Genomic DNA, 22,687 nt, shown 5'->3' on the forward strand with positions numbered 1-22,687 from the left:
CCCGGCCGAAGGTCCGGCGAATCCGGCGCAAAGCGCTCGACGAACCGCGCCCGGCCGTGCTACTGATGCCGCAAAAAAAGAAAGGGGCTTTACGGTTTCTTTCCTTTTCCCGCCCGGAACCCTGACTGCGTTGGTCAAGGCCATTTCCCACCGGGCGGTTTTTTCCTTTTGACGACAGGGAGATAGCAGATGGACAAATACCAGAAGCAGGCGCTCCAGGTGGCCAAGGAAGTGGTCATCAAATTCATCGAGGTGGGGCGCATCTCGCCCGCCAACTTCGGGCAGAATTTCGACGTCATCTACAAGGACATCATCCGCACCATCTCCGGCGAGACGGCCGGGGACGGCTCGCGCGAGGCCGAGCTGGCCGAGATGGACGAACCGGAGACGGAAGAGTAGATGGCGAAACCGCAGTGCGAGTCCGCCACCGGGGCCACCACCCATGCCGAGCACGGCAAGCGGGTGGCGGCCATGTTCGGCCGCATCGCCGGGTGGTACGACTTCCTCAACCACACCCTGAGCGGATGCCAGGACATCTACTGGCGCTACCGGCTGGCCAAGGCCGCCCGGCCCGCGCCGGGCGAGACCATCCTCGACCTGGCCGCCGGCACCATGGACGTGTCCGTGGAGCTGATGCGCCAGTATCCCGCCTGCCGGGTGGCGGCCCTGGACTTCGCCCTGCCCATGCTCACCCACGGCAAGGCGCGCAAGCTGAGGGACGGGCGCGAGGAAAAAATCTTTCCGGTCCAGGCGGACGGCCGCTGCCTGCCCCTGCCCGACGCCTCCATGGGCGCGGCCACCATCGCCTTCGGCATCCGCAACATCCTCCCGCGCGAGGAGGCCTACGCGGAGTTCCTGCGCGTGCTGCGGCCGGGCGCGCGGCTGTGCATCCTGGAGTTCGGCACGGGCAGCCGCCGGGTCTGGAAGGGGCTTTACAACTTCTACCTGGACAGGCTGCTGCCGTTCATCGGCGACCACATTTCCGGCGATCCCGGCGCGTACCGCTACCTGGCCGAGACCATCAAGCATTTCCCGGACGAGCGCGCCCTGGCGCGCGAACTGCTGGACGCAGGGTTCGAGCGGGTCTACGCCGTGCCCATGATGTCGGGCATCGTCTACCTGCACGTGGCCGAGAAGCCCGCCGGGAAACCGGGCGAAAAGTAGTCTGCGCGGGCCGGGCCGCTAGAAGGTCAGGGAACGGCCCAGCGAGATGACGAGCAGGCCCAGGATGATGGCCGCGAGGCCGATGAAGCGAAGAAATTTCGGCGGCTGCTCCGCCAGCTTGAGCAGCATGAGCGGCATGCGCTCGGCGAACAGGAAGTAGGGCACGCCCTCGAAGACCAGGGCGAGACCCACCGCCACGATGAGAAGGGGCCAGTCGATGTTCATTGTCCGGTGATAGCCGGGATGTCGGCCGGTGTCCACTTGAAGAAAGAATACGGAGACGGATAGAAGATATGAGCATGGTGACGTTCGAATCGTTGAAGAGCGGGGAGGACGCCCTGGCCATCGTCGGCCTGGGCTATGTCGGACTCCCGCTGGCCGTGGCGCTGGGCCGCCACTTCCGGGTGGTGGGCGTGGACGTGTCGCGGCGGCGCGTGGACGAGCTGAACCGGCGGATCGACCGCACGGGCGAGGTGGATTTCTCCACCGTGGGCGACGACGTGAACCTGACCTTCACGGCCGACCTGGCAGACCTGGCCGGGACGCGGCTCATCCTGGTGGCCGTGCCCACGCCCATCGACGAGTACCGCAACCCGGACCTGCGCCCGGTCATCGGGGCCAGCACCTCGGTGGGCAAACACCTGACCAGGGGCAGCGTGGTCTGCTACGAGTCCACGGTCTACCCCGGCCTGACCGAGGAGATCTGCGTGCCCATCCTGGAGCGCGAGTCCGGCCTCAAGTGCGGCGTGGACTTCACCGTGGGATACTCGCCCGAGCGCATCAACCCCGGCGACAAGGTCCACCGGCTGGAGACCATCACCAAGGTCGTGGCCGGGCAGGACAAGGCCACGGGCGAGCTGCTCCGGGCGGTCTACGGCTCGGTGGTCAAGGCCGGGACGCACCTGGCTCCGAACATCCGCACGGCCGAGGCGGCCAAGGTCATCGAGAACACCCAGCGCGACCTGAACATCGCGCTCATGAACGAGCTGGCCATGATCTTCGACCGCATGGGCATCGACACCCTGGACGTGCTCGAGGCCTCGGGCACCAAATGGAATTTCCTGCCGTTCAGGCCCGGCCTGGTGGGCGGCCACTGCATCGGCGTGGACCCGTACTACCTGACCTTCAAGGCCGAGGCCATGGGCTTCCACCCCCAGGTCATCCTGGCGGGCCGGACCATCAACGACTCCATGGGCAAGCATGTGGCCGAGACCACGGTCAAACGGCTCATCCAAAGCGACCGCAAGGTCAAGGGGGCGCGCGTGGGCGTGCTCGGCCTGACCTTCAAGGAGAACGTGCCAGACCTGCGCAACACCCGCGTGGTGGACATCGTGGAGGAGCTCCTCGACTACGGCGTGGACGTGCTGGTGCACGACGCCATGGCCGATCCCGAGGAGGCGCGCGAGGAGCTGGGGGTCGAGCTGTGCGCCCTGGACGACATGCGCGGCCTGGATGCGCTCATCCTGGCCGTGAGCCACGACGCCTACAAGGCGTTGACCCCGGCGGCCATCCTGCCCTGGTTCGCGGACCCGGACACCGCCCTGGTCATCGACGTGAAGGGATTCTTCGACCGCGCGGCCCTGGACGACGCGGGCATCGCCTGGTGGCGGCTGTAGGGGCGGGCGCATGTTGATCTTCGTCGCCGCCACGGACAAGGAAATGCACGCGGCCCTGGGCCATGCCGGGGCCCCGGCCCTGGAGCAGGGCCGGGAGGTCGAATTCCGGACGGCCGGGCGCGAGCTGCTGCTCTGCGTCACGGGCGTGGGCCTGGTCAACGCGGCCCTGCACGCCGGCCGGCTCCTGGAGCGGCCGGACGTGGAGGGCCTGGTCGCCGTGGGCATCGCCGGGGTCTACAGCCTGGGCGAGCTGTCGCTTACCTCCACCTGCTACGCCTGGCGCGAGATCTGGCCCGAGTACGGGCTGCTGAACGAGGACGGCGGGGTGGACGCCAGGGGCATCGGCTTCGCCCAGGAGACCATCGGCGGCAAGCCTGTCTGGGACCGGGTGGACCTGAACCCGACCAACGACGCGGCCCGCATGGGGCTGCATCTTTCCGCGGACTGGCCGCGCGCCTCGGCCGTGACCGTCTCCTCGGTGACGGGCACGGCGGAGCGGGCTGGCTGGCTGGAGACGGCGTACAGCGCCGATATCGAGAACATGGAGGGGTTCGCCCTGGCCCTGGCCGCCGCGCGCAAGGGAGCGCCCTTCCTTGAGCTTCGGACCATCTCCAACCTGGCGGGCTCCCGGTTCGCCGACGAATGGGACGTGGGGGGAGCGCTGAAATCGCTGGGAAACAGCGTCCGGCACCTCCTTTCCGGCGCGTAGAAACCTTTACTTCCGACGGGCAAACGGCCATACTGGACTGATATGAACGACCTGCTGCGCTACTTCGAACGGGAACTCCCCGGCATCAACGCCTGCCTCGACGCCGAGGCCGACAAGCTCAACGGACTGGTCAGGGACGTGGCCAAACACATCATCGGCTCGGGCGGCAAGCGCATCCGGCCGGTGCTGACCCTGCTCTTCGCCCGCGCCCTGGGCTACAAGGCGGACGACTTCCACGCCATCGCCTGCGCCCTGGAGCTGCTCCACTCGGCCACCCTGCTGCACGACGACTACCTGGACGACGCCGAGCTCCGGCGCGGCCGGGTGGCGGCCCACATCCGCTTCGGCCGCACCGAGACCATCCTGGCGGGCGACGCGCTGCTCGCCCTGGCCAACGAGATGGGCGCGCGCTACGGCAACGCCCGGCTCTCCTGGCTCCTGGCCAAGGGGATCATGGAGACCGCCGTGGGCGAGATCGAGGAGATCGAATTTTCCCGCAATCCCTCCCTGGACCGCGAGACCTACATGGCCATCATCATCGGCAAGACGGCGCGGCTCATCGAGTGCGCCTGCCGCTGCGGCGCGGCCCTGGCCGGGGCCACCCCGGAGCAGGAGGACGCGGCGGGCGACTACGGCCTGAACCTGGGCATCGCCTTCCAACTGGTGGACGACGCCCTGGACTACGCCTCGCCCACGTCCGAGACCGGCAAGCCCGAGGGGGGCGACCTGCGCGAGGGCAAGGTCACCCTGCCCCTCATCCTGCTCATGGAGGAGGACGACGGGGCCGGGCGCGACGCGCTGCTCGCGGGCCTGCGCGACCGGAGCCTGACCGAGGCCCAGTGCGAGGACGTGCTGGCCCGGGTGCGCGCCGGGAGCCATGCGGACAAGACCCGGGCCGAGGCCGCCGTCTTCGTGGAGCGGGCCAAGGCCACCCTGTCCTCCCTGGGGGAGGGCGAACCCGTGACCGTGCTGCGGCAGGCCGCGGACTTCGTGTTGACCAGAACCAAGTGATTCCGGGCCGGCTCCCCGGCGGGCCGGCCATTCAGCTTTCCATACGCGATCGAGGAGAAAGACCATGCTGTGTCGTGTCGTCGTCGGCCTGAAGGAGAACGTGCGGGACGTGCTGGGCGAGAAAGTCGCCCGCAAGATCCGGAGCGAACTGGGCATGAACGTGGACGGTGTGCGCATCGTCAACGTCTACACGCTGGAGGGGCTGAGCCCCGAGCAGGTGGACCTGGCCATCGAGCGGGCCGCCCTGCACGACCCCGTGCTGCACGAGGTCGCGCTCGCGCCGCTGGCCCGCGACTTCGACTGGATCATCGAGGTCGGCTTCCGCCCCGGCGTCACCGACAACGAGGGCCGCACCGCCCGCGAGACCCTGGGCGTGGCCCTCGGGCTGGGCAAGAAGGCGCTGGAAGGGGTCAAGGTCTACACCTCCCGCCAGTACCTGGTCTCCGCCGCCATGGACGAGGGCGGGGCCCTGCGCATCGCCCGCGACCTGCTGGCCAACGAGCTGATCCAGCGCTACGAGTTCAAGTCCGCCGCCCAGTGGGCCGCCGCCCCCGGCTTCGAGGCCAAGGCCGCCCGCGTCACCGGCAAGGCCAGCGACGAGGTGGCCGTCATCCCGCTCTCCACCATGAGCGATGCCGAGATGATGGACTTCTCCCGGGCCAACACCCTGGCCCTGTCGCTGAATGAGCTGCACATCATCCGCGACTGGTACGCAGACCCGGCCGTGCGCGCCGGGCGCGAGGCCATGGGCCTCTCGGCCGACCCCACGGACGCCGAGATCGAGGTCCTGGCCCAGACCTGGTCCGAGCACTGCAAGCACAAGATATTCTCCGCGAAAATCAATTACGAAAACAAGGAGACGGGCGCGAAGGCGCGGTTCTCCAGCCTGTACAAGACCTTCATTCAGGGCTCCACCAAACAACTGCGCGAGCGCAACGCCGCCACCCGCGAGGGCGGCGACTACTGCCTGTCCGTGTTCAAGGACAACGCGGGCGTCATCAAGTTTTCCGAGACCGTCAACGTCTGCGTCAAGATGGAGACGCACAACTCCCCCTCGGCGCTCGACCCCTACGGCGGGGCCCTGACCGGCATCGTGGGCGTCAACCGCGACCCCATGGGCACGGGCATGGGCGCCAACCTGCTGTGCAACACCGACGTGTTCTGCTTCGCCTCCCCGTTCTTCGAGGGCGAGCTGCCGCCCCGGCTGCTGCACCCGCGCCGCGTCTTCGAGGGCGTGCGCGAGGGCGTGGAGCACGGCGGCAACAAGTCGGGCATCCCCACGGTCAACGGGTCCATCGTGTTCGACGAGCGCTACCTGGGCAAGCCCCTGGTCTACTGCGGCACCATCGGCACCATGCCCGTGACCGTGGCGGGCCACCCTTCCTACGAGAAGAAGGCCGAGGCCGGCGACGCCATCGTCATGTCCGGCGGCCGCATCGGCGCGGACGGCATCCACGGCGCAACCTTCTCGTCCGAGGAGCTGCACGAGGGCAGCCCGGCCACGGCCGTGCAGATCGGCGACCCCATCACCCAGCGCAAGATGTACGACTTCCTGATGCGGGCGCGCGACCGGGGGCTCTACCACGCCATCACCGACAACGGGGCGGGCGGCCTGTCCTCCTCGGTGGGCGAGATGGCCGAGGACTCCGGCGGGTTTGAGATGGACCTGGCCAAGGCCCCGCTCAAGTACGACGGCCTGCGGCCCTGGGAAATCCTCATCTCCGAGGCCCAGGAGCGAATGACCATGGCCGTGCCCCAGGACAAGCTCAAGGAATTCATGGACCTTTCCGCCGAAATGGACGTGGAGTCCACCGTGCTCGGCACCTTCACCGACTCCGGCCGCTACTTGGTCAGGTACGGCGAAAAGATCGTCACCTGCCTGGACATGGAGTTCCTGCACCACGGCGTGCCCCAGATGGAGCTTGAGGCCGTGTGGGAGCGCCCGGCCGTGGCCGACGAGCCCGCGCCCGCCGTGAGCGACCAGGGCGGGCTGCTCAGGGCCATGCTCGGCAGGTTGAACATCTGCTCCAAGGAATACGTGGTGCGTCAGTACGACCACGAGGTCCAGGGCAAGAGCGCGGTCAAGCCCATGGTGGGCGTCAAGGCCGACGGCCCGTCCGACGCGGGCGTCATCCGGCCCGAGCTCTCCCGCGAGCGCGGCCTGGTGGTCGCCCACGGCATCTGCCCGCAGTTCTCGGACCTGGACACCTACTGGATGATGGCCAACGCCATCGACGAGGGCATCCGCAACGCCGTGGCCGTGGGCGGCGACGTGGACTACATGGCCGGTGTGGACAACTTCTGCTGGTGCGACCCGGTTCAGTCCGAGTCCACGCCCGACGGGCGCTACAAGCTGGCCCAGCTTGTCCGGGCCAACCAGGCCCTGGCCCACTACTGCCTGGGCTTCGGCGTGCCGTGCATCTCGGGCAAAGACTCCATGAAGAACGACTACAAGGGCGGCGGGCGCAAGATTTCCATTCCGCCCACGGTGCTGTTCTCGGTCATCGGCGTGGTGCCGGACGTGAACAAGTGCGTGACCTCCGACTTCAAGCAGGCGGGCGACGCCATCTACCTGCTGGGCGTGACCCGGCCGGAGTTCGGCGGCAGCGAGGTGGCGGCCCAGCTCGGTTTCTCGGGCGGGCAGGTTCCCCAGGTCGACGTGGTGGCGGCCAAGGCGCGGTATCGGGCCGTGTTCAGGGCCGCCCAGGCCGGGCTGATCGCCGCCTGTCACGACTGCTCGGACGGCGGCCTGGGCGTGGCCCTGGCCGAGATGTGCATCGGCGGCCGCCTGGGCGCGGACGTGGACCTGGACAAGGTCCCCGCTGTCGGCAGCCTGGACGCCACCGGCAAGCTCTACGCCGAGTCGGCCAGCCGCCTGCTGGCGGCCGTTCCCGCTGCAAATCGGGAGGCCTTCGAGGCCCTGTTCGCCGGGCAGGTCCTGGCCTGCGTCGGCGAGGTGACGGAGGGGTCGGCCCTGCGCGTGAAGTCGGCCGGAGCCGTGGTCCTGGAGCAGCCGGTGGAGGCGCTGGCCGAGGCCTTCAAGGCCCCGCTCAACTGGTAGCTGGGCCGAATCGGCAACCGCCTTTACCTATTTGGAAAAAGGGTTTATACGAAGCGAAACTGGAGGGGCGGATTCCGTCGGTATCTGGAATCATCTTTATCATTTGACTGCGTGTACTGGGGGTGGTGCATGTTGGGATCGTTCTGGCTGAAGGGCTGTCTGGCCCTGTCTCTGGCAACCGTGCTCGTCGGCGTGGCCATGACGGGCGTGGGCAAGACCAATTCCGGACAATACGTCGGAAGCGAGGCCTGCGCCGAATGTCATGACAAGGAGTACGGCAACTACAAGAAATTCTCCAAAAAGGCCCATTCCGGCGAATCGGTCAAGCTCATGTCGGGTGACTTGACCAAGCAGGAACTGGAAGAGTGTTATCACTGCCACATGACCGGCTTCGGCAAGCCGGGCGGTTTCGTCAGCTTCGAGGAAACCCCCGCCATGGCCGACGCCGGGTGCGAGACCTGCCACGGGCCGGGATTCGACCATGTGGAGGCGGGCGGCGACCCCGAACTTATCAAGGGCAAGTTGCAGTTGTCCGATTGCGAGGTCTGCCATAATCCCGAGCGCGTGGCCGCGTTCGACTTCAAGCCGCTGCTCTTCGGCGGCGCGCACTAGGAGGCTGCCATGCAATTCATCCGACAGTCTCTCGGGATCAAAGTCATCCTGCTTTCGTCGCTCCTGACCATTGTCGCCTTCACCGGCCTGTTCATCTACAATTCCTATTCCACTTACGGCAACACCCTGGAATCGGTGCACCAGGCGTCCGAGGAAGTGGCGGACCTGCTCTACATGGCCATCGAGGACCCCATGAGCGTGGGCGACAACGAGGGCACCGAGCTCAAGTTCACCCAGATGACCCAGCGCTACAAGCACATCGGGGCCTATCTGACCGACTACAAGGGGGAGATCACCTACTCCACCCATCCCAAGACCGTGCGCAAGAACATCGGCAAGGTGCGCGGCGAGAACGGCCTGCCAGCCCTCATCGAGCGCAGCCAAAAGGAGATGATCTCCGAGGGGCGGCTCATGGAGATCGACGGCAAGTTGCAGTTCGCCGAGGTCAAGTCCATCGCCAACATGCCGAATTGCTACCACTGCCATGGCCGCACCCGGAAGATTCTGGGCTCCATGGTCCTGACCGTTGACGTCAGCCCGCAGTTCGACGCCCTCAAGACCAACCAGATCCGTTCCGCGGGCATCTCGGTGGTCGGCGTAGTGGCCCTGCTGGCCGCGCTGATCCTGTTCATGCGCCGCAACGTGGTCAACCGCATCACCTCCATCGCCGTCACCGCCGAGGATGTGAGCAAGGGCAACCTGGACGCCCGGTTCGCGGTCAAGGGTTCCGACGAGCTCGGCTCCCTGTCCCGCTACCTGGGCGAGATGGTGGACCAGATCAAGGACCAGCTCCAATACAACAAGAGCGTGCTCGAAGGCATCGTGGTGCCGCTTTTCGTCACCGACGCCGAGCAGCGCCTCCAGTTCGTGAACCCGCCGCTCAGGGAGATCATGGGGCTGGATCTCGATGCCGTTAAGGGCCGCACCGTCGCCGAGCTCTTCGAGTGCGACGAGGGCGACGATCAGTGCGACGCCGCCCAGGTCATCGCCAGCGGCGTGTCCATCTCGGGCAAGTTCCACTTCGCGCGGCAGGACGGCACCGTCTTCCCGCTGCACTTTGAGGCCTCGCCCCTCCACGACGCCGAGGGCCGCTCCGTGGGCGCCATCTGCGTGCTCATCGACCTGACCCGCGAGGAGCAGGACCGCAAGAACATCGAAAAGCAGCGCCAGGACCTGCTGGTGGTGGCCAACGAGGTCACCGAAGTGGCCAGCAAGCTCAACGAGGCGTCCGACCTGCTGGCGGAGCAGATGCAGCATCTGGCAAGGGGCGTGGACACCACGGCCGACCAGACCGGCCAGGTGGCCACCGCCATGGAGGAGATGAACGCCACCGTGCTTGAGGTGGCCAAGAACGCGGCCGAGACCTCGGACGCCTCGGCCCAGGCCAACAAGGTGGCCGCCGACGGCGGCGCCGTGGTCGGCCGGACCGTGGAAGAGATCAACTCCGTGGCCGAGATCACCGAGAACCTGGCCAAGGCCCTGGCCTCCCTGTCCTCCCGCGCGGAGAACATCGGGCAGGTCATGGCCGTCATCAACGACATCGCGGACCAGACCAACCTGCTGGCGCTCAACGCGGCCATCGAGGCCGCCCGCGCGGGCGAGGCCGGGCGCGGGTTCGCCGTGGTCGCCGACGAGGTGCGCAAGCTGGCCGAGAAGACCATGACCGCCACCAAGGAGGTCGAGGAGGCCATCCGGCTCATCCAGCAGTCCACCACCGACGTGGTGCGCGAGATGGACACGGCCAAGGAGCGCGTTCTCAACACCTCGGGCATGGCCCGCGAGGCGGGCGGGGTCCTGGACGAGATCGTGGGCCACTCCAACGCCATCGCCGACATGGTGCGCGGCATCGCCACCGCGGCCGAGCAGCAGTCGTCCACCTCGGACGAGATCAACACCTCGGTCACGCACATCAACGAGCTCTCACAGGAAGTGCTGAGCGGCATCCGCGAGTCCAACGAGAGCATCCAGGAAGTGTCCCGCCTGGCCCAGGACCTGACCACCCTGGTGGCCAAGTTCCGCAGCTAGGGGACGAAAACGACGCAAGCAGGGCGGCCCGGCAACCATGCCGGGCCGCCTCTTTTTATGCCAAAGACAGGTTTTCCCCAATGAAACCGCCTGGCAAACTTACCGTTTGCGGTGAGTGGGAAACTGCGGTAGGACAAGGCATTTCCCGGGGAGGGAATGCCTCGCACGTCGGGCTTCGAATCCGCTTGACTTTGAGCGGCAAAGCGAATAATAATGGTTATCATTTTTTGATAATGGAGGTTGACCTATGACTTCCGACATGGGATTCCGGCTGTCCAAGCAGCGCAAGGTCATTTTGGAAGAACTGAGGAAAGTGAAGACGCATCCCACGGCGGATGAGGTCTACGACATGGTGCGCAAGATCATTCCCCGCATCAGCCTGGGGACGGTCTATCGCAACCTGGAGTTTCTGTGCAGCAAGGGGCTCGTCCTCAAGCTGGGCGCGCCCGGCGCGCAGAAACGGTTTGACGGCACGCCCGAGCCGCACCCGCACATCCGTTGCGCCGTGTGCACGGCCGTGGCCGACGTGGAGTGCGAGATCGAGGTGCCCGAGATCCCGGCCGAGTGCGCGGCAGGGTACACCATCCACGCCACCAACATCGAATTCGTGGGCATCTGCCCGCAGTGCCAGAAGATCCGGCAGTAGCCGGTTCGTCGGTCCGGAAAGCAGGAGGCCGGGCGTCCCGTCGGGACGCCCGGCCTTGTTTTGTGTCCTTTCCCGGACGCTCGCCGGTTACTGCTTGGGGAAGAACTCGGGCGGGCGTGTGGTGTCGCCGGTGGCCCCGGGGAAGTCGGGGTAGCGGTACGCCTTCTGCCCGGTCTCGATGAGGTGGCGGGCCTCCTCCATGAACCGATTGTAGCGGTGCTTGCATTCATAGAAGCCGTGCCACCAGGCGTAGTCCGGGGCCATCATCATGGCGCCCATGCGCGCCCGGCGTCCCTCGTGGTGCCACAGCTCGTAGAACTCCACCTCCAGCGCCTCGTCGAAGTACCTGGTCTTGTCGAGCGCTCCCTTGTCATAGAGCTGGTCGAGCATGGCCTTGGCGGGCTTGTAGTAGACCTCGTTGTACTCCTCCACCGCCTTGTCGAAGTCTGTGTAGAACCCTTCGACCCAGGCCTTGCCGTGGCACTGGTAGCAGATCTGCTGCATCTTGGCGCGCTCGGACTGCCAGTCGGTCTTGGCGGGCAGGGGCTTGAAGTCCTGCGGCCGCACGGTCAGCGGGGCCTGGGTTTCCCAGGAAAGGCGCTCGGTCACATCGTGGGTGGTGGCCACCTTGCCCGCGCCGGACATGTGGCAGGCGGCGCAGGTGGGCGAGCGGTAATCCACCCCGGCGGTCCAGGTGCCGGGCGCGGCGTCCCAGTTGTACTGGTTGCCGAAGGCCTTGTAGATGTCGCCGTGCTTGGACTCGGAATAGATTTCGATCTGCGGGTGGTCCGGGCCGAGGTGGCACTGGCCGCAGGTCTCGGGCTTGCGCGCCTCCATGACCGAGAAGCGGTGGCGGGTGTGGCAACTGGTGCAACTGCCCAGGCTGCCGTCCAGATTGCGGCGGCCTACGCCCACGTTGGGCCAGGTGGCCGGGTCGAGCTTGCCGTCCTTGATCTTCAGGATGGTGCCGTGACAGTAGTAACACCCGGTCTGGCGCTCCACGGCCGAGTTCATGCCCTTGTTCAGCCAGGGGTCGAGCTTCCACATGATCTCGATGGTGTTGGCGTGCTTGCTCACGGAATACTGCCTGGCCTCGTCGGGGTGGCAGCGCGAGCAGTCCTTGGGCGTCACGGCCGAGGCCACGGGGATGAAGTACTGTTTTTCGCCCATGGGCAGGTCCCCGCGCGAGTAGTACTGCTCGTGCCCGGTGGCGATGTCCTGGTCCGTGGGCAGGGCCTGGTGGCAGTCCAGGCAGGTGATGTTGGCCGCGGCGTGGCGGCTCATGGCCCAGTCGGCGAAGATGCCGGGGGTGGCCTGCTGGTGGCAGACCACGCAGGCCTTGGCCTGCTCCGGCATGCCGCGCTCGATGCGGAACTCCCGCTGTTTGGGGAAATTGTCCGCCGCCGGGGCGGGGATGGAGGCCAGCGCGACCAGCGCCGCGGCCACGACCGTCACAAAGATTCTCGTCCTCATGCAGCACCTCCCGTGGGATCGGATGATTACAGGCCCGGCGCCCGGTAGGGCGCGGACAGTTGCTTGTACTTGTAGAAGGTCACGTCGACGTGGACCAGGTTGGAGTGGCAGTCCGTGCAGCGGTAGGCGTGCCCCGGCCGGGGGTATAGGACCTGGCGGTGGGCGAGCATGGCCCCCCGGCGCTGCGGCAGGTAGAGGATGTTGCGGTGGCACTTCATGCACTGGCTGTTGTCCAGCTCGGCATAGACCCGGCCGCGCATGGCCGCGCGGTCATACCGCTCGTCCCCGCCGGTGAAGTGGGAGACCACGTCCTTTATCCCGTGCAGGGTCTTGGCGTAGAAGAAGTCGAAGGTGTCCTGTGGCGCGGGCAGGTGGCAGTCCATGCAGTCGGCCACGATGCCCTGGGCGTTGTTGGCGTGGGTGGAGGTCCGCCAGGCGCCGAAGGCTGGGCGGATCTCGTGGCAGGAGGAGCAGAATTCCGGGGTCGAGGTCCTGACCATGGTGTAATAGGTCATGCTGAAGATGGGAAAGGCCAGCAGGATGCCGATGCCAACGAGCAGCATGGATTTGACGCCGCGTTTCATGCTTCCTCCCTCTGTTTTCCCCCGGCCCGCGCCCCCCGGCGGAGTCCGGTGTTTGGCATTAACCATAACTTGGCGGCAGTTTTCCTGTAAACCGGATTCGGGAAAAAATAACATGGACGTTTCGGCCGCAAGCTCGGCATGGGCCCGCCGCCGGGTGCGGTCGGCCCCGCTCCGCGCCGGCGATTGCCTTTTCCGTATCCGGTCTTATTTTCTTCCTTGACAGTCCGGCCTGCTATAAGTAGGAATGATTCTCACATTGCGCGTAACTCGCAAAATTCGTTGATTTGACTTTTGGCCGGTGGTTAATAATATAAATGACACGGCCGCCCGATGTACTTTCCGCCGGTATCTGGTATGGAAGGGATGGGGCGACAACCCACGGCCGACAACCGACACACACCAGGAGGAAATCCATGTCTTTGAAAGGATCGCAGACCGAGAAGAACCTTTTGTACGCCTTCATCGGCGAGTCTCAGGCCCGCAACAAGTACACCTACTGGGCCAGCGTGGCCAAGAATGAGGGCTACGTGCAGATTTCCAAGATTTTCGAGGAGACCGCCGGCCACGAGAAGGAGCACGCCAAACGACTCTTCAAGTTCATGCCCGGCGGGACCGCCGAGGTCGTCGGCACCTTCCCGGTCGGCGTGATCGGCACCACCCTTGAGAACCTCAAGGCCGCGGCCGCGGGCGAACATGAGGAGTACACCGAGATGTACCCCGATTTCGCCAAGGTCGCCCGCTCCGAGGGTTTCAACGAGATCGCGGCGGTCATGGAGAACATCGCCGTGGCCGAGCGCTACCACGAGGAGCGCTACAAATCCCTCATCGCCAACATCGAGAACGACCGCGTCTTCAAGAAGGACGAGGAGATCGTCTGGCGCTGCCAGAACTGCGGATACAACCACAAGGGGACCACGGCCCCGGTCAAGTGCCCGGCCTGCGATCATCCCCAGGCGCATTTCGAGATCAAGGACACCAACTGGTAAACACCATCCCGAAGGAGAGAACAGATGGCTATCAAATTGGGTGAAGTTTACAAATGTGAAGTCTGCGGCAACATCGTCATGACCATCCATGAGGGCGGGGGAACGCTCGTCTGCTGCGGCCAGGACATGAAGCTCATGTCCGAGAACACCGTTGACGCCGCCAAGGAAAAGCACGTCCCGGTCATCGAGAAGGACGGCGACAAGGTCACCGTCAAGGTCGGCTCCGTGCCCCATCCCATGGAGGAGAAGCACTACATCGAGTGGATCGAGCTCCAGGTGGGCGACGTGGTCTTGACCAAGATGCTCCAGCCGGGCGAAAAACCCGAGGCCACCTTCTGCGTCTGCGGCCTGAACGGCCCCATGGTGGCGCGCGAGTACTGCAACCTGCACGGGCTCTGGAAGGCTTCGGCCTAGGCCCCGCACCGAGCAAAACCATCCATGAGGGGCGGGCTGGTGCCCGCCCCTTTTTTCCGATCCCCGGAGGAACACCATGGCGAGACCCGAAGACATGTGGCAATGCCAGACCGTGAACTGCGGCTACATTTACAACCCGGACAAGGGCGACCGGAAGGGCAAGATTCCCAAGGGCGTCAAGTTCGAGGACCTTCCGGACGACTGGCGCTGCCCCATCTGCGGCGGGACCAAGAAATGCTTCCGCCCCCTGGCCGGGCCGGGCTCGACCAAGGCGGACTGTGAACTTCCGGTGGAGACCGACTCCGCCAAGTTGACAGCGGGGGCAGAGACTGCGAAACTGGAACGAAAGGAGACGAACCCCATGAAAAAATATGTCTGTGATGTTTGTGGCTATGTGTACGACCCCGCCGTGGGCGATCCCGACAACGACGTGGCTCCCGGCACCGCCTGGGAAGACGTCCCCGCCGATTGGACCTGCCCCGTTTGCGGCGCGGACAAGGACAGCTTCTCGCCCGAGGAATAACTGAAACCGGCCGGCCCGGACGAGGCGCGAACCCATCGCGCCTCCTTTTTTTTCCAAACCCGCCGACCCCCCAAAGCGGAGACCCCGATGAAACCCTGCGAAATCAAAGACGGCATCTACTGGACCGGTGCGGTGGACTGGAACCGCCGCAGCTTCCACGGCTATTCCCTGTCGCACAAGGGAACCACCTACAACAACTACCTGATCAAGGACGAGAAGATCGCCCTGGTCGACACCGTGGCCGAGGAGTTCTGGGGCACCCTCCAGTGCAACGTGGCCCAGGTGCTCAAGCCCGGCGAGAAGATCGACTATTTCGTCATCAACCACCTGGAGCCGGATCACGCCGGTTCCCTGGCCCTGGCCGTGGCCAAGTACCAGCCCGAGAAAATCTACGTCTCGCCCATGGGCCAGAAGGCCATGGACGCCCATTTCCACTACAAGGACTGGCCCGTGGAGGTCGTCCCCACCGGCACGGAAATCTCCCTGGGCAAGCGCACCCTCAAGTTCATCGAGGCGCGCATGCTCCACTGGCCGGATTCCATGCTGACCTATTGCCCGGAGGACAAGATCGTCTTCACCAACGACGCCTTCGGCCAGAACTGGGCCACCAGCGAGCGCTTCGCCGACCAGGTGGACCGCTCCACCCTGGAGCGGCTCATGGGCGAGTACTACGCCAACATCGTGCTGCCGTATTCCCCGGTGGTCCTCAAGCTGCTCGGCACCATCGAGGAGCTGAAGCTCGACATCGACATGGTCTGCCCGGACCACGGCCTCATCTTCCGGGGCGCCGAGGACTGCAAGTGGGCCATGGAGAAATACCGCGAGTTCGCCGAGCAGAAGCCGAAGAACAAGGCGGTCATCGTCTACGACACCATGTGGCACTCCACCGAGAAAATGGCCCTGGCCGTGGCCTCGGGCCTGGCCGAGGAGGGCGTTTCCGTGCGCGTCATGTGCATGAAGAACAATCACCACTCCGACGTCATGAGTGAAATCCGCGACGCCGCCGCCGTCATCGTGGGCTCGCCCACGCACAACAACGGCATCCTCCCGCTCATGGCCGACATGCTGACCTACATGAAGGGGTTGCGGCCTCAGAACAAGATCGGCTCGGCCGTCGGCTCCTTCGGCTGGTCCGGCGAGTGCGTCAAGATTCTCAACCAGTGGCTTGAGGATTGCGGCATGGAGGTCCTGGAGGGCGTGAAGGTCAAGCACGTGCCGGATCACGAGATCCTCGGCAAGTGCTTCGACCAGGGCAAGGCCATCGCCGCCGCCATCAAGGCGAAGCTCGCCTAGTCGGGCTCCCGCGCGTCATTGCCGCGGCCCGGTTCCCATGGGGGCCGGGCCGTTTTTTTGCGGCAGGCGCGGCAGGAGGGATGACGCCGCCTGGCCGGTCATGTATGAATGTCTGGACAGAAGATAGTTTTTTCCCGAAACGGCGGAAGGGAGGAACGGGAATGCGCGTGATGACGAGATCGCCGCGGCGTCGCGAGGGCGGAATGGCCGCCGCGGTCCTGCTCGCACTCATCCTTGTATCGGCGGCCGCGTCGTCGGCGGAGCCGCGATCGTCCGGGCCGGACGATCCGGACGGGATGCCTATCCTGGTCTTTTCCACCTTCGAATCGCGGGGAATGAGCCGGTTGTTCGGGCGGATTCTGAAGGAAGCCTATGCCCGGCTGGGCTATGAGGCCGCCTTTTTGGAGGTCCCGGCCGAGCGTGCTCTGGTCATGGCCAACCAGGGCCGGGTGGACGGCGAGGCGGGCCGGGTCCCGGTCATCGAGCCGCGATGCCCCAATCTCATTCGGGTCCCGACCTCGCTCTACACCAACCGCGTGGTGGCCTTCGTCCGGAAGGACGGCGTTCCGTACGTCGCTTCCTGGGGCGCACTGGCCCAATACCGGATCGGCGCGGTGCTCGGGTACAAGTTTGTGGACAAGATGACCATGAACATGAACCGGACCCTGGTCTCGGATTACGCCAAGCTCTTCAACATGCTGACCAACTGCCGGATCGACGTGGCGGTGGTGGAGTATCTCGACGTTCTGCCCTCCCTGCGCTCCCTGGACCTGAAGGCGATCCGGCTGCTCCAGCCGCCCCTGGCCTTCAATCCCATGTACCACTACCTGCACAAGCGGCACGCCGACCTTGTTCCCCGCCTCGACCGCGTCCTGCGCGACATGCAGCGCGAAGGGAGGATGGTCCAGATTCAGCGGGAGATGGAGAACGAGTTGGGCGGGATGGCCTGCCCGATGACCTGCCCGGTGCACATGAACGGGGCCGACGGCTAGCCGGTCCGCCGGGGCGCGCCTTTCCCTTTCCTCCCCCACCGAAAAGCCCTTCGAACCGAACCAGTCGGCCGCAGTGCGCGCCCCGCAGGCGTTGCGGGCTTTGCCTGCCGGCCGGGGCGGCTGGCCCTGCCGACAAAAAAAGCGGGCCGTAGTCCGCTTTCATCGTTGTCCGAGTTGGTTCGGCGGGCTATTCCCAGCTATTGCCCTTGAGCTTGAAGATGCGGATGCGCCGGTTGACCAGGGAGGGGAGGAACTCGGCGGCGCGGCAGGCCTGCGGCGAGGCCGCGATGCTCTTGTAGATGATTTCCTTGTAGCGGAGGATGGCGGTATAGATGCCGGACGTGCTTTTCTTGACCGTGCAGACCATGTCGTTCTCGTCGCTTCGGTGGTAGATGGCGCTGTAGGTGCCGTCCGCCTCCTGCCGAATCTGCATGCGATTCCTGGACAGGACGTGGTGCTGGTTGCTGGTGCGGATCCAGGCCTTGGCGAAGCGGGAAAAGTCCGCGTATTTGCTGGCCAGGTCCTCGTCCAGGTAGGCCGGGATGGTGGCCGAATTGACCGGCGCGGGGGCCCGGCCAGGTTCGATGGCGGCGAGGTCCACCGAGGCGGCGGGATCGGCGGCCAGGGCGGGCAGGGCGGCAAGGGCCAGCGCGGCCACGACGGCGATGAGCAGGTGTTTCATGGGTGGCGTCCTCCGGCCGGATTGTCCGGCATCGGCGGCACATGGCCGCCTGGGATCGGCCGCGAAATATCGGCAGCCGAATGGGCCGGGCGGCGGAGCGCCGCCCGGCCGGTATCGACTGTAGCCTTACTTGTTCAGGATATCAACCCTGCGGTTGAGCTTGCGGCCTTCGCGGGTCGCGTTGTCGTACTTGGGCGCGAGCTCGCCGTAACCCTTGGATTCGAGGCGCTTGGCGTCGATGCCGTGGGCCGCGAGCCAGTCGTGCACGGAAGCGGCGCGGCGTTCGGACAGGCCCTGGTTGTAGGCCTCGGCGCCGGTGGAGTCGGTGTGGCCGGCCACTTCGAAGGAGGCGTTCGGGTACTCGTCCAGGATGGCCTTGGCCTCTTCCAGGACCGGGATCATCTCATCGGTGAGCTGGTACTTGTCGAAGCCGAAGTGCAGGTTGAAGGAGATGCTCGGCACGGCGACCGGGGCCGGGGCGGGAGCCGGGGCCGGGGCGTCGGCGACTTCCTCGTAGAAGACGTCCTTGGCGTACTTGTCCATGGCGCCGGCTGCGGCCAGGGAGGCGTAGTCGGCCACGACGGTGCAGGAGGACAGGGCGCGGATCTGGTCGATGATCATCTGGCCGCGGGCCACGTCGGCATAGCTGACGATGTGGATGCACAGCTTGTCGCCGTACTTGGCGTAGAGAGCCTTGGCCTGGGCCACGGGGTCGGCGCCGATGTTGGAGTTGCCGTCGGTGAAGATGATCAGAGCGGTCTTGCCGGACAGGCCGGAGAGGACCGGGTCGAGGTCCATGAGGCCGTTGCCCATGGGCGTCTTGCGGTTGAAGATGTCGAAGTCGGTGGCCACGCCGTCAATGACCTTGGCCATGGCGGCCTTGTTGTACGCGCCGGGCTGGGCCTTGGCCTCGAAGGGGGCGAACAGGAACATGCCCGCGGTGTAGTCGAGGGCCGGGATGGCCTGGTTCATGGCTTTCATGGTGGACAGGGCCATGTCGATCTTGCGGTCGCCATTGCCGTTGTACTTCATGGCCATGGAACCGGACTGGTCGAGGAAGAAAATGAAATTGTCTGCCTTTTTGACCATCTTGGCGCTGGCCGGGGCCGCAAGGGCGAAAGAAAGCGTCAGCATCGCCGCCAGGGTCAGCAAGAGGGTTTTACTGGTCAGCTTCATGGGTACACTCCTTAATTATGGGTTGACCGGTTGGGGGAGAAGCCAGATTGACCTTACAGTGAATCAATATACGCGACCCCGAAGGAGGGCGCAAGCCTCTTCGAGTTAGAATGTGAATAGGATTTCGCATGTCCGGCGGGGAGTTACCGGAAGGCGCGGGTTGCGTCCTCCGCCCGAACAAAGTATAAAGAGGCGTTTACCGTCCGGACGCCCGGTCGGAAACCCCAGAGCGAGGAGACCCTTATGTATATCGTCACCGGCGGCGCGGGCTTCATCGGAAGCGCCATGATTTGGAAGCTCAACGCCATGGGCATTGAGGACATCCTGGTGGTTGACAACCTCTCGACAAGCGAGAAGTGGAATAATCTCGTTGGGTTGAAGTATGAAGACTACCTGCATCGCGACCAGTTCCTCAAGTTCATCCTCGAAGACGAGGACCGGTTCGAGACCGAGGCGGTGATCCACATGGGCGCCTGCTCCTCCACCACGGAGCACAACGCCGACTTCCTCATGGAGAACAACTACCGCTACACCCAGTACGTCTGCCGCCACTGCATGGCCCACGGCGCGCGCTTCATCAACGCCTCCTCGGCCGCCACCTACGGCAACGGCGAGTTCGGGTTCGACGACGACCACGCCGGCATCGACCGGTTGCGTCCCCTGAACATGTACGGCTACTCCAAGCAGCTTTTCGACCTCTGGGCCAAGTCCGCCGGGCTCCTGGACCAGATCGTCTGCCTCAAGTTCTTCAACGTCTACGGGCCCAACGAATACCACAAGGACGACATGAAGAGCGTCATCTGCAAGGCCCACGCCCAGATCCTGGAGACGGGCAAGCTCAAGCTCTTCAAGTCCTACCGCTCGGAATACCCCCACGGCGGCCAGCAGCGCGACTTCGTCTACGTCAAGGACTGCGTGGACATCATGGCCTGGTTCCTGGAGCACCCCGAGGCCAACGGCATCTTCAACATCGGCACGGGAACTGCAAGGTCGTGGAATGACTTGGCAAACGCCGTGTTCGCCGCCATGGGCCGCGAGCCGGCCATCGAGTACATCGAGATGCCGGAGGTGATTCGCGATAAATACCAGTACTTTACCCAAGCGAATATGGCCAAGCTCGCCGCCGCCGGGTGCGACGTGAAAATGACGTCGCTGGAAGACGGCGCGGCCGATTACGTGCAAAACTACCTGGACAGGGACAACTCCTACCTCCGGTCCCGGTAGGTCGAGGCGCGGCGAAACAAGCGGTACGTCGAGGTGTTGTTGAAACGGATTTTGCCGAAGATAGGACTGACGGGGGCCCTGCTGGCCGCCCTTGTCCTGTGCCTGCCGTTGACCATGCTGGGCAACAGCCCGCTGCTCAACAAGGTCAGGCGGTACGTTTCCGACGCCCCGGTGGCCGAGCCCGAGAAGGACCAGTGGACCTTTTCGGCCGACCGCGTGGTCGGCTCCCACACCAGCGAGTACGTCGAGGCCTTCGGCAACTGCACCCTCTCCCTGGGCGAAAACGAGCTCCGGGCCGACTTTGCTCGCTACTACCAGTCCACGGGCTGGGTCTTCGTCAAGGGGAACATCCGGGCCCGCTGGGGCGGCGACTTCCTCCAGGCGGAGGAGGGCGAGTTCGACCTGAACACCCTGACCGGCTGGCTCAAGCGCGGCCGCCTGTTCATGGCCAAGCCCCACATCTACGTCGAGGCCGAGCAGGTGGAGCGGACCAACGGCGACACCTACAAGTTCAAGAACGCCAAGGTCACGGCCTGCGACGGCGAAAAACCCTCCTGGTCCGTGACCACCGAGGAGGGCGACGTGGAGCTGGACGGCCGCGTGCATCTGTACCGCTCCGCCTTCCGGATCAAGGACGTGCCGGTCTTCTACTGGCCCTACATGGTCCTGCCGGGACGCAAGCCGCGCCAGAGCGGCTTTCTCATGCCCTACATGTCGAGCAGCAAGAAGCTCGGCTTCCAGATGAACCTGCCGTACTACTGGGCCATCAACGACGAAGCGGACATGACCTTCTACCAGAACTACATGTCGCGCCGGGGCTACATGCAGGGGCTGGAGTTCCGCCACGCCAACGACGCGGCCACCCGGGGCGTCTGGAAGGTGGACATGCTCAAGGACAACATCCGCGCGGTCACCGAGGCCGACGAATGGAAGGACTACCGGGGCGACGGACTGGCCCGGCCCAACCGCAGCCGGTGGTGGGTGCGCAGCAAGTACAACGGCTGGCTCGGCAGCCCTTCCCTCCAGGTCAAGCTCGACCTGGACCTGGTCTCGGACCAGGACTACCTGCGCGACTTCCAGGACGGCCCCACGGGGTTCGAGCACGACCGCGAGGAGTTCCTGGACGCCTTCGGCCGCGACATCGAGAACAAGGACAGCCTGACCCGGACCTCCACCGCCTTCCTGAACCGGAGCTGGGACCGGTTCGGCCTGGCCGCCACGGCCAGGTACGTGGAGGACCTGCGCTACATGAACGGCAACGGCAAGTCGGGCGACAACACCACGCCCCAGACTCTGCCGGAGCTGGAGGCCTTCGCCTTCCAGCAGAGCCTTGCCGGAACGCCGCTCGAGGTCTCGGCCGAGGCCAAATACGACTTTTTCCTGCGCAACAAGGGCCACTCGGGCCAGCGGGTTCGGGCCACGCCCGAGCTCAAGATTCCCCTCTCGTCCCGCTTCGGCACCATCATCCCGTCCGCGGGCATCGACTACACGGGCTACAGCCTGACCCGCCACGAGGGTTACGGCAACCAGACCATAGTGGACGACGGCGGCCGCACCGACGAGCTGGACTCCAACGCCACCAGGAGCGGATTCCAGAGCCGCACCACCTGGAACGCGGGCTTCACCGCCTTCAGCGAGATGACCCGCGTCTTCGCCCTGGGCGACGAGGTCCGGGCCGATCCCGGGCTGGTGGGCACCTCGCGCTGGACCCGGCTCCGCCATTCCGTCACGCCGCGGGTGGAGTACAGCTATACCCCGACCATCACCGGCCAGGACAAGCTGCCCTATTTCGACCAGTTCGACCGCATCACCGGCGAGAACCTGGTGACCTACTCCCTGACCAACGTCCTGGACCGCCGCCGCGAGAGCGTGGTCCTGTCGCCGGGCCACGGGGGCGACCCCCAGGCCTCGGTGGCCACGGACTACCTGGACTTCCTGCTCTTCCGCCTGGAGCAGTCCTACGACCGCAACGAGGCCACCCGCAACCATGATCTGGCCCAGTACGAGCGGCGGCCCTTCTCGGACGTCATGGCCGAGCTGCGCATCCGGCCCGAGACCTTCATCGACCTCATCAGCCGGGCCTGGTTCTCGCCCTACAAGACGCGCCTGACCGAGAACGAGAACACGGTCCGCCTGTACCGGGACGACCTGGGCGAGATCACCCTCGGCTACGACTACCTGGTCAAGATCGACGAGTACAAGCGCTATCGCGACCGGACCATGTCCATCCTCGACCTGGGGGCCAAGTGGTTCGTCAACGACACCTTCACCCTGGCCGCCAAGTACCGCCACGACTTCAACGAGCAGAAGGATCTGGAGCGCACCCTGCGTCTGAGCTGGGCGGCCGACTGCTATACCCTGCACTTCCAGTTCACCCAGAAGCCCAACGACAACCGGTTCGAAGTCGGCTTCGACCTTTACAATTTCTAGCAGTCTGCCCCGGGATTGCGATCCGCCCGGCTTGGACGCTATGATTTCCAGCCCCGCCCGGCCGAT

Annotated in this window: 21 protein-coding genes and 1 pseudogene; 17 read left to right on the forward strand and 5 right to left on the reverse strand. The window is 65.3% G+C overall.

Features of this window, described 5'->3' with window-relative positions; genetic code table 11:
- Positions 1-189: 189 nt before the first annotated feature.
- The gene (locus tag PHP91_RS04325; protein WP_300137386.1) at positions 190-399 is read left to right on the forward strand and encodes a hypothetical protein; all 210 of its coding nucleotides are present in this window, start codon (positions 190-192) and stop codon (positions 397-399) included.
- Complete coding sequence (locus PHP91_RS04330) at positions 400-1,164, forward strand: ubiquinone/menaquinone biosynthesis methyltransferase (RefSeq protein ID WP_300137389.1); 765 nt, start codon at positions 400-402, stop codon at positions 1,162-1,164.
- A gap of 18 nt (positions 1,165-1,182) precedes the next feature.
- Here PHP91_RS04330 and PHP91_RS04335 read toward each other — a convergent pair whose 3' ends face one another.
- A complete protein-coding gene (locus tag PHP91_RS04335; protein WP_300137391.1) occupies positions 1,183-1,389 on the reverse strand; it encodes a DUF2065 domain-containing protein in 207 nt (68 codons plus the stop codon).
- A gap of 68 nt (positions 1,390-1,457) precedes the next feature.
- On the opposite strand from PHP91_RS04335, the gene PHP91_RS04340 reads away from it, so the two are divergent.
- From PHP91_RS04340 to PHP91_RS04370, 7 genes are all read left to right on the forward strand, one after another.
- Positions 1,458-2,780: a nucleotide sugar dehydrogenase gene (locus PHP91_RS04340; RefSeq protein WP_300137394.1), complete on the forward strand. Its 1,323-nt coding sequence runs from the start codon at positions 1,458-1,460 to the stop codon at positions 2,778-2,780.
- A 10-nt stretch (positions 2,781-2,790) separates the two neighbouring features.
- On the forward strand, positions 2,791-3,489 hold the full coding sequence (gene mqnB / locus PHP91_RS04345; protein WP_300137397.1) for a futalosine hydrolase: 699 nt from the start codon (positions 2,791-2,793) through the stop codon (positions 3,487-3,489).
- Positions 3,490-3,531: 42 nt separating this feature from the next.
- The gene (locus PHP91_RS04350; RefSeq protein WP_300137400.1) at positions 3,532-4,500 is read left to right on the forward strand and encodes a polyprenyl synthetase family protein; all 969 of its coding nucleotides are present in this window, start codon (positions 3,532-3,534) and stop codon (positions 4,498-4,500) included.
- Between the two features lie 64 nt (positions 4,501-4,564).
- Positions 4,565-7,561, forward strand: a complete 2,997-nt coding sequence (locus PHP91_RS04355; protein ID WP_300137403.1) for an AIR synthase-related protein — start codon at positions 4,565-4,567, stop codon at positions 7,559-7,561.
- 198 nt (positions 7,562-7,759) lie between these two features.
- Entirely contained in the window at positions 7,760-8,173 is a 414-nt protein-coding gene (locus tag PHP91_RS04360; RefSeq protein ID WP_300137548.1) for a cytochrome c family protein, read from the forward strand.
- 9 nt (positions 8,174-8,182) lie between these two features.
- Positions 8,183-10,198, forward strand: coding sequence for a methyl-accepting chemotaxis protein (locus PHP91_RS04365; protein WP_300137406.1), 2,016 nt, complete (start codon positions 8,183-8,185; stop codon positions 10,196-10,198).
- 247 nt (positions 10,199-10,445) lie between these two features.
- On the forward strand, positions 10,446-10,844 hold the full coding sequence (locus PHP91_RS04370) for a transcriptional repressor (protein WP_300137409.1): 399 nt from the start codon (positions 10,446-10,448) through the stop codon (positions 10,842-10,844).
- 87 nt (positions 10,845-10,931) lie between these two features.
- Here PHP91_RS04370 and PHP91_RS04375 read toward each other — a convergent pair whose 3' ends face one another.
- Together PHP91_RS04375 and PHP91_RS04380 are read right to left on the reverse strand one after the other, a co-directional pair.
- Positions 10,932-12,317, reverse strand: coding sequence for a multiheme c-type cytochrome (locus tag PHP91_RS04375; protein ID WP_300137411.1), 1,386 nt, complete (start codon positions 12,315-12,317; stop codon positions 10,932-10,934).
- 26 nt (positions 12,318-12,343) lie between these two features.
- The gene (locus PHP91_RS04380) at positions 12,344-12,901 is read right to left on the reverse strand and encodes a NapC/NirT family cytochrome c (protein ID WP_300137414.1); all 558 of its coding nucleotides are present in this window, start codon (positions 12,899-12,901) and stop codon (positions 12,344-12,346) included.
- A 413-nt stretch (positions 12,902-13,314) separates the two neighbouring features.
- Between PHP91_RS04380 and rbr the strand changes: the two genes are divergently transcribed.
- From rbr to PHP91_RS04410, 6 genes and pseudogenes are all read left to right on the forward strand, one after another.
- Positions 13,315-13,887 carry a rubrerythrin gene (rbr, locus tag PHP91_RS04385; protein WP_300137417.1) on the forward strand — a complete coding sequence of 191 codons (573 nt, stop codon included), beginning with the start codon at positions 13,315-13,317 and terminating at the stop codon, positions 13,885-13,887.
- A gap of 24 nt (positions 13,888-13,911) precedes the next feature.
- On the forward strand, positions 13,912-14,301 hold the full coding sequence (locus PHP91_RS04390; protein WP_300137420.1) for a desulfoferrodoxin: 390 nt from the start codon (positions 13,912-13,914) through the stop codon (positions 14,299-14,301).
- A 94-nt stretch (positions 14,302-14,395) separates the two neighbouring features.
- Positions 14,396-14,542, forward strand: a pseudogene (locus tag PHP91_RS04395) (rubredoxin); the annotation flags it as partial.
- A 120-nt stretch (positions 14,543-14,662) separates the two neighbouring features.
- Positions 14,663-14,824 (forward strand): rubredoxin, encoded by a 162-nt coding sequence (gene rd, locus PHP91_RS04400; protein WP_300137551.1) that lies wholly within the window; start codon positions 14,663-14,665, stop codon positions 14,822-14,824.
- An 87-nt stretch (positions 14,825-14,911) separates the two neighbouring features.
- Positions 14,912-16,117 carry a flavodoxin domain-containing protein gene (locus PHP91_RS04405; RefSeq protein WP_300137423.1) on the forward strand — a complete coding sequence of 402 codons (1,206 nt, stop codon included), beginning with the start codon at positions 14,912-14,914 and terminating at the stop codon, positions 16,115-16,117.
- A gap of 203 nt (positions 16,118-16,320) precedes the next feature.
- Positions 16,321-17,109: a transporter substrate-binding domain-containing protein gene (locus PHP91_RS04410; protein ID WP_300137426.1), complete on the forward strand. Its 789-nt coding sequence runs from the start codon at positions 16,321-16,323 to the stop codon at positions 17,107-17,109.
- 187 nt (positions 17,110-17,296) lie between these two features.
- Here the strand turns inward: PHP91_RS04410 and PHP91_RS04415 are convergent, their stop codons facing one another.
- Both PHP91_RS04415 and PHP91_RS04420 read right to left on the reverse strand, forming a co-directional pair.
- Positions 17,297-17,791, reverse strand: a complete 495-nt coding sequence (locus PHP91_RS04415) for a hypothetical protein (protein WP_300137429.1) — start codon at positions 17,789-17,791, stop codon at positions 17,297-17,299.
- 126 nt (positions 17,792-17,917) lie between these two features.
- Complete coding sequence (locus PHP91_RS04420; RefSeq protein WP_300137431.1) at positions 17,918-18,967, reverse strand: OmpA family protein; 1,050 nt, start codon at positions 18,965-18,967, stop codon at positions 17,918-17,920.
- 243 nt (positions 18,968-19,210) lie between these two features.
- Between PHP91_RS04420 and rfaD the strand changes: the two genes are divergently transcribed.
- On the forward strand, positions 19,211-20,191 hold the full coding sequence (gene rfaD, locus PHP91_RS04425) for an ADP-glyceromanno-heptose 6-epimerase (protein WP_300137433.1): 981 nt from the start codon (positions 19,211-19,213) through the stop codon (positions 20,189-20,191).
- A gap of 51 nt (positions 20,192-20,242) precedes the next feature.
- Positions 20,243-22,621: an LPS assembly protein LptD gene (gene lptD / locus PHP91_RS04430; protein WP_300137436.1), complete on the forward strand. Its 2,379-nt coding sequence runs from the start codon at positions 20,243-20,245 to the stop codon at positions 22,619-22,621.
- Positions 22,622-22,687: the final 66 nt, after the last annotated feature.

The sequence above is a fragment of the Pseudodesulfovibrio sp. genome (assembly GCF_028692895.1).
Lineage (GTDB): Bacteria > Desulfobacterota > Desulfovibrionia > Desulfovibrionales > Desulfovibrionaceae > Pseudodesulfovibrio.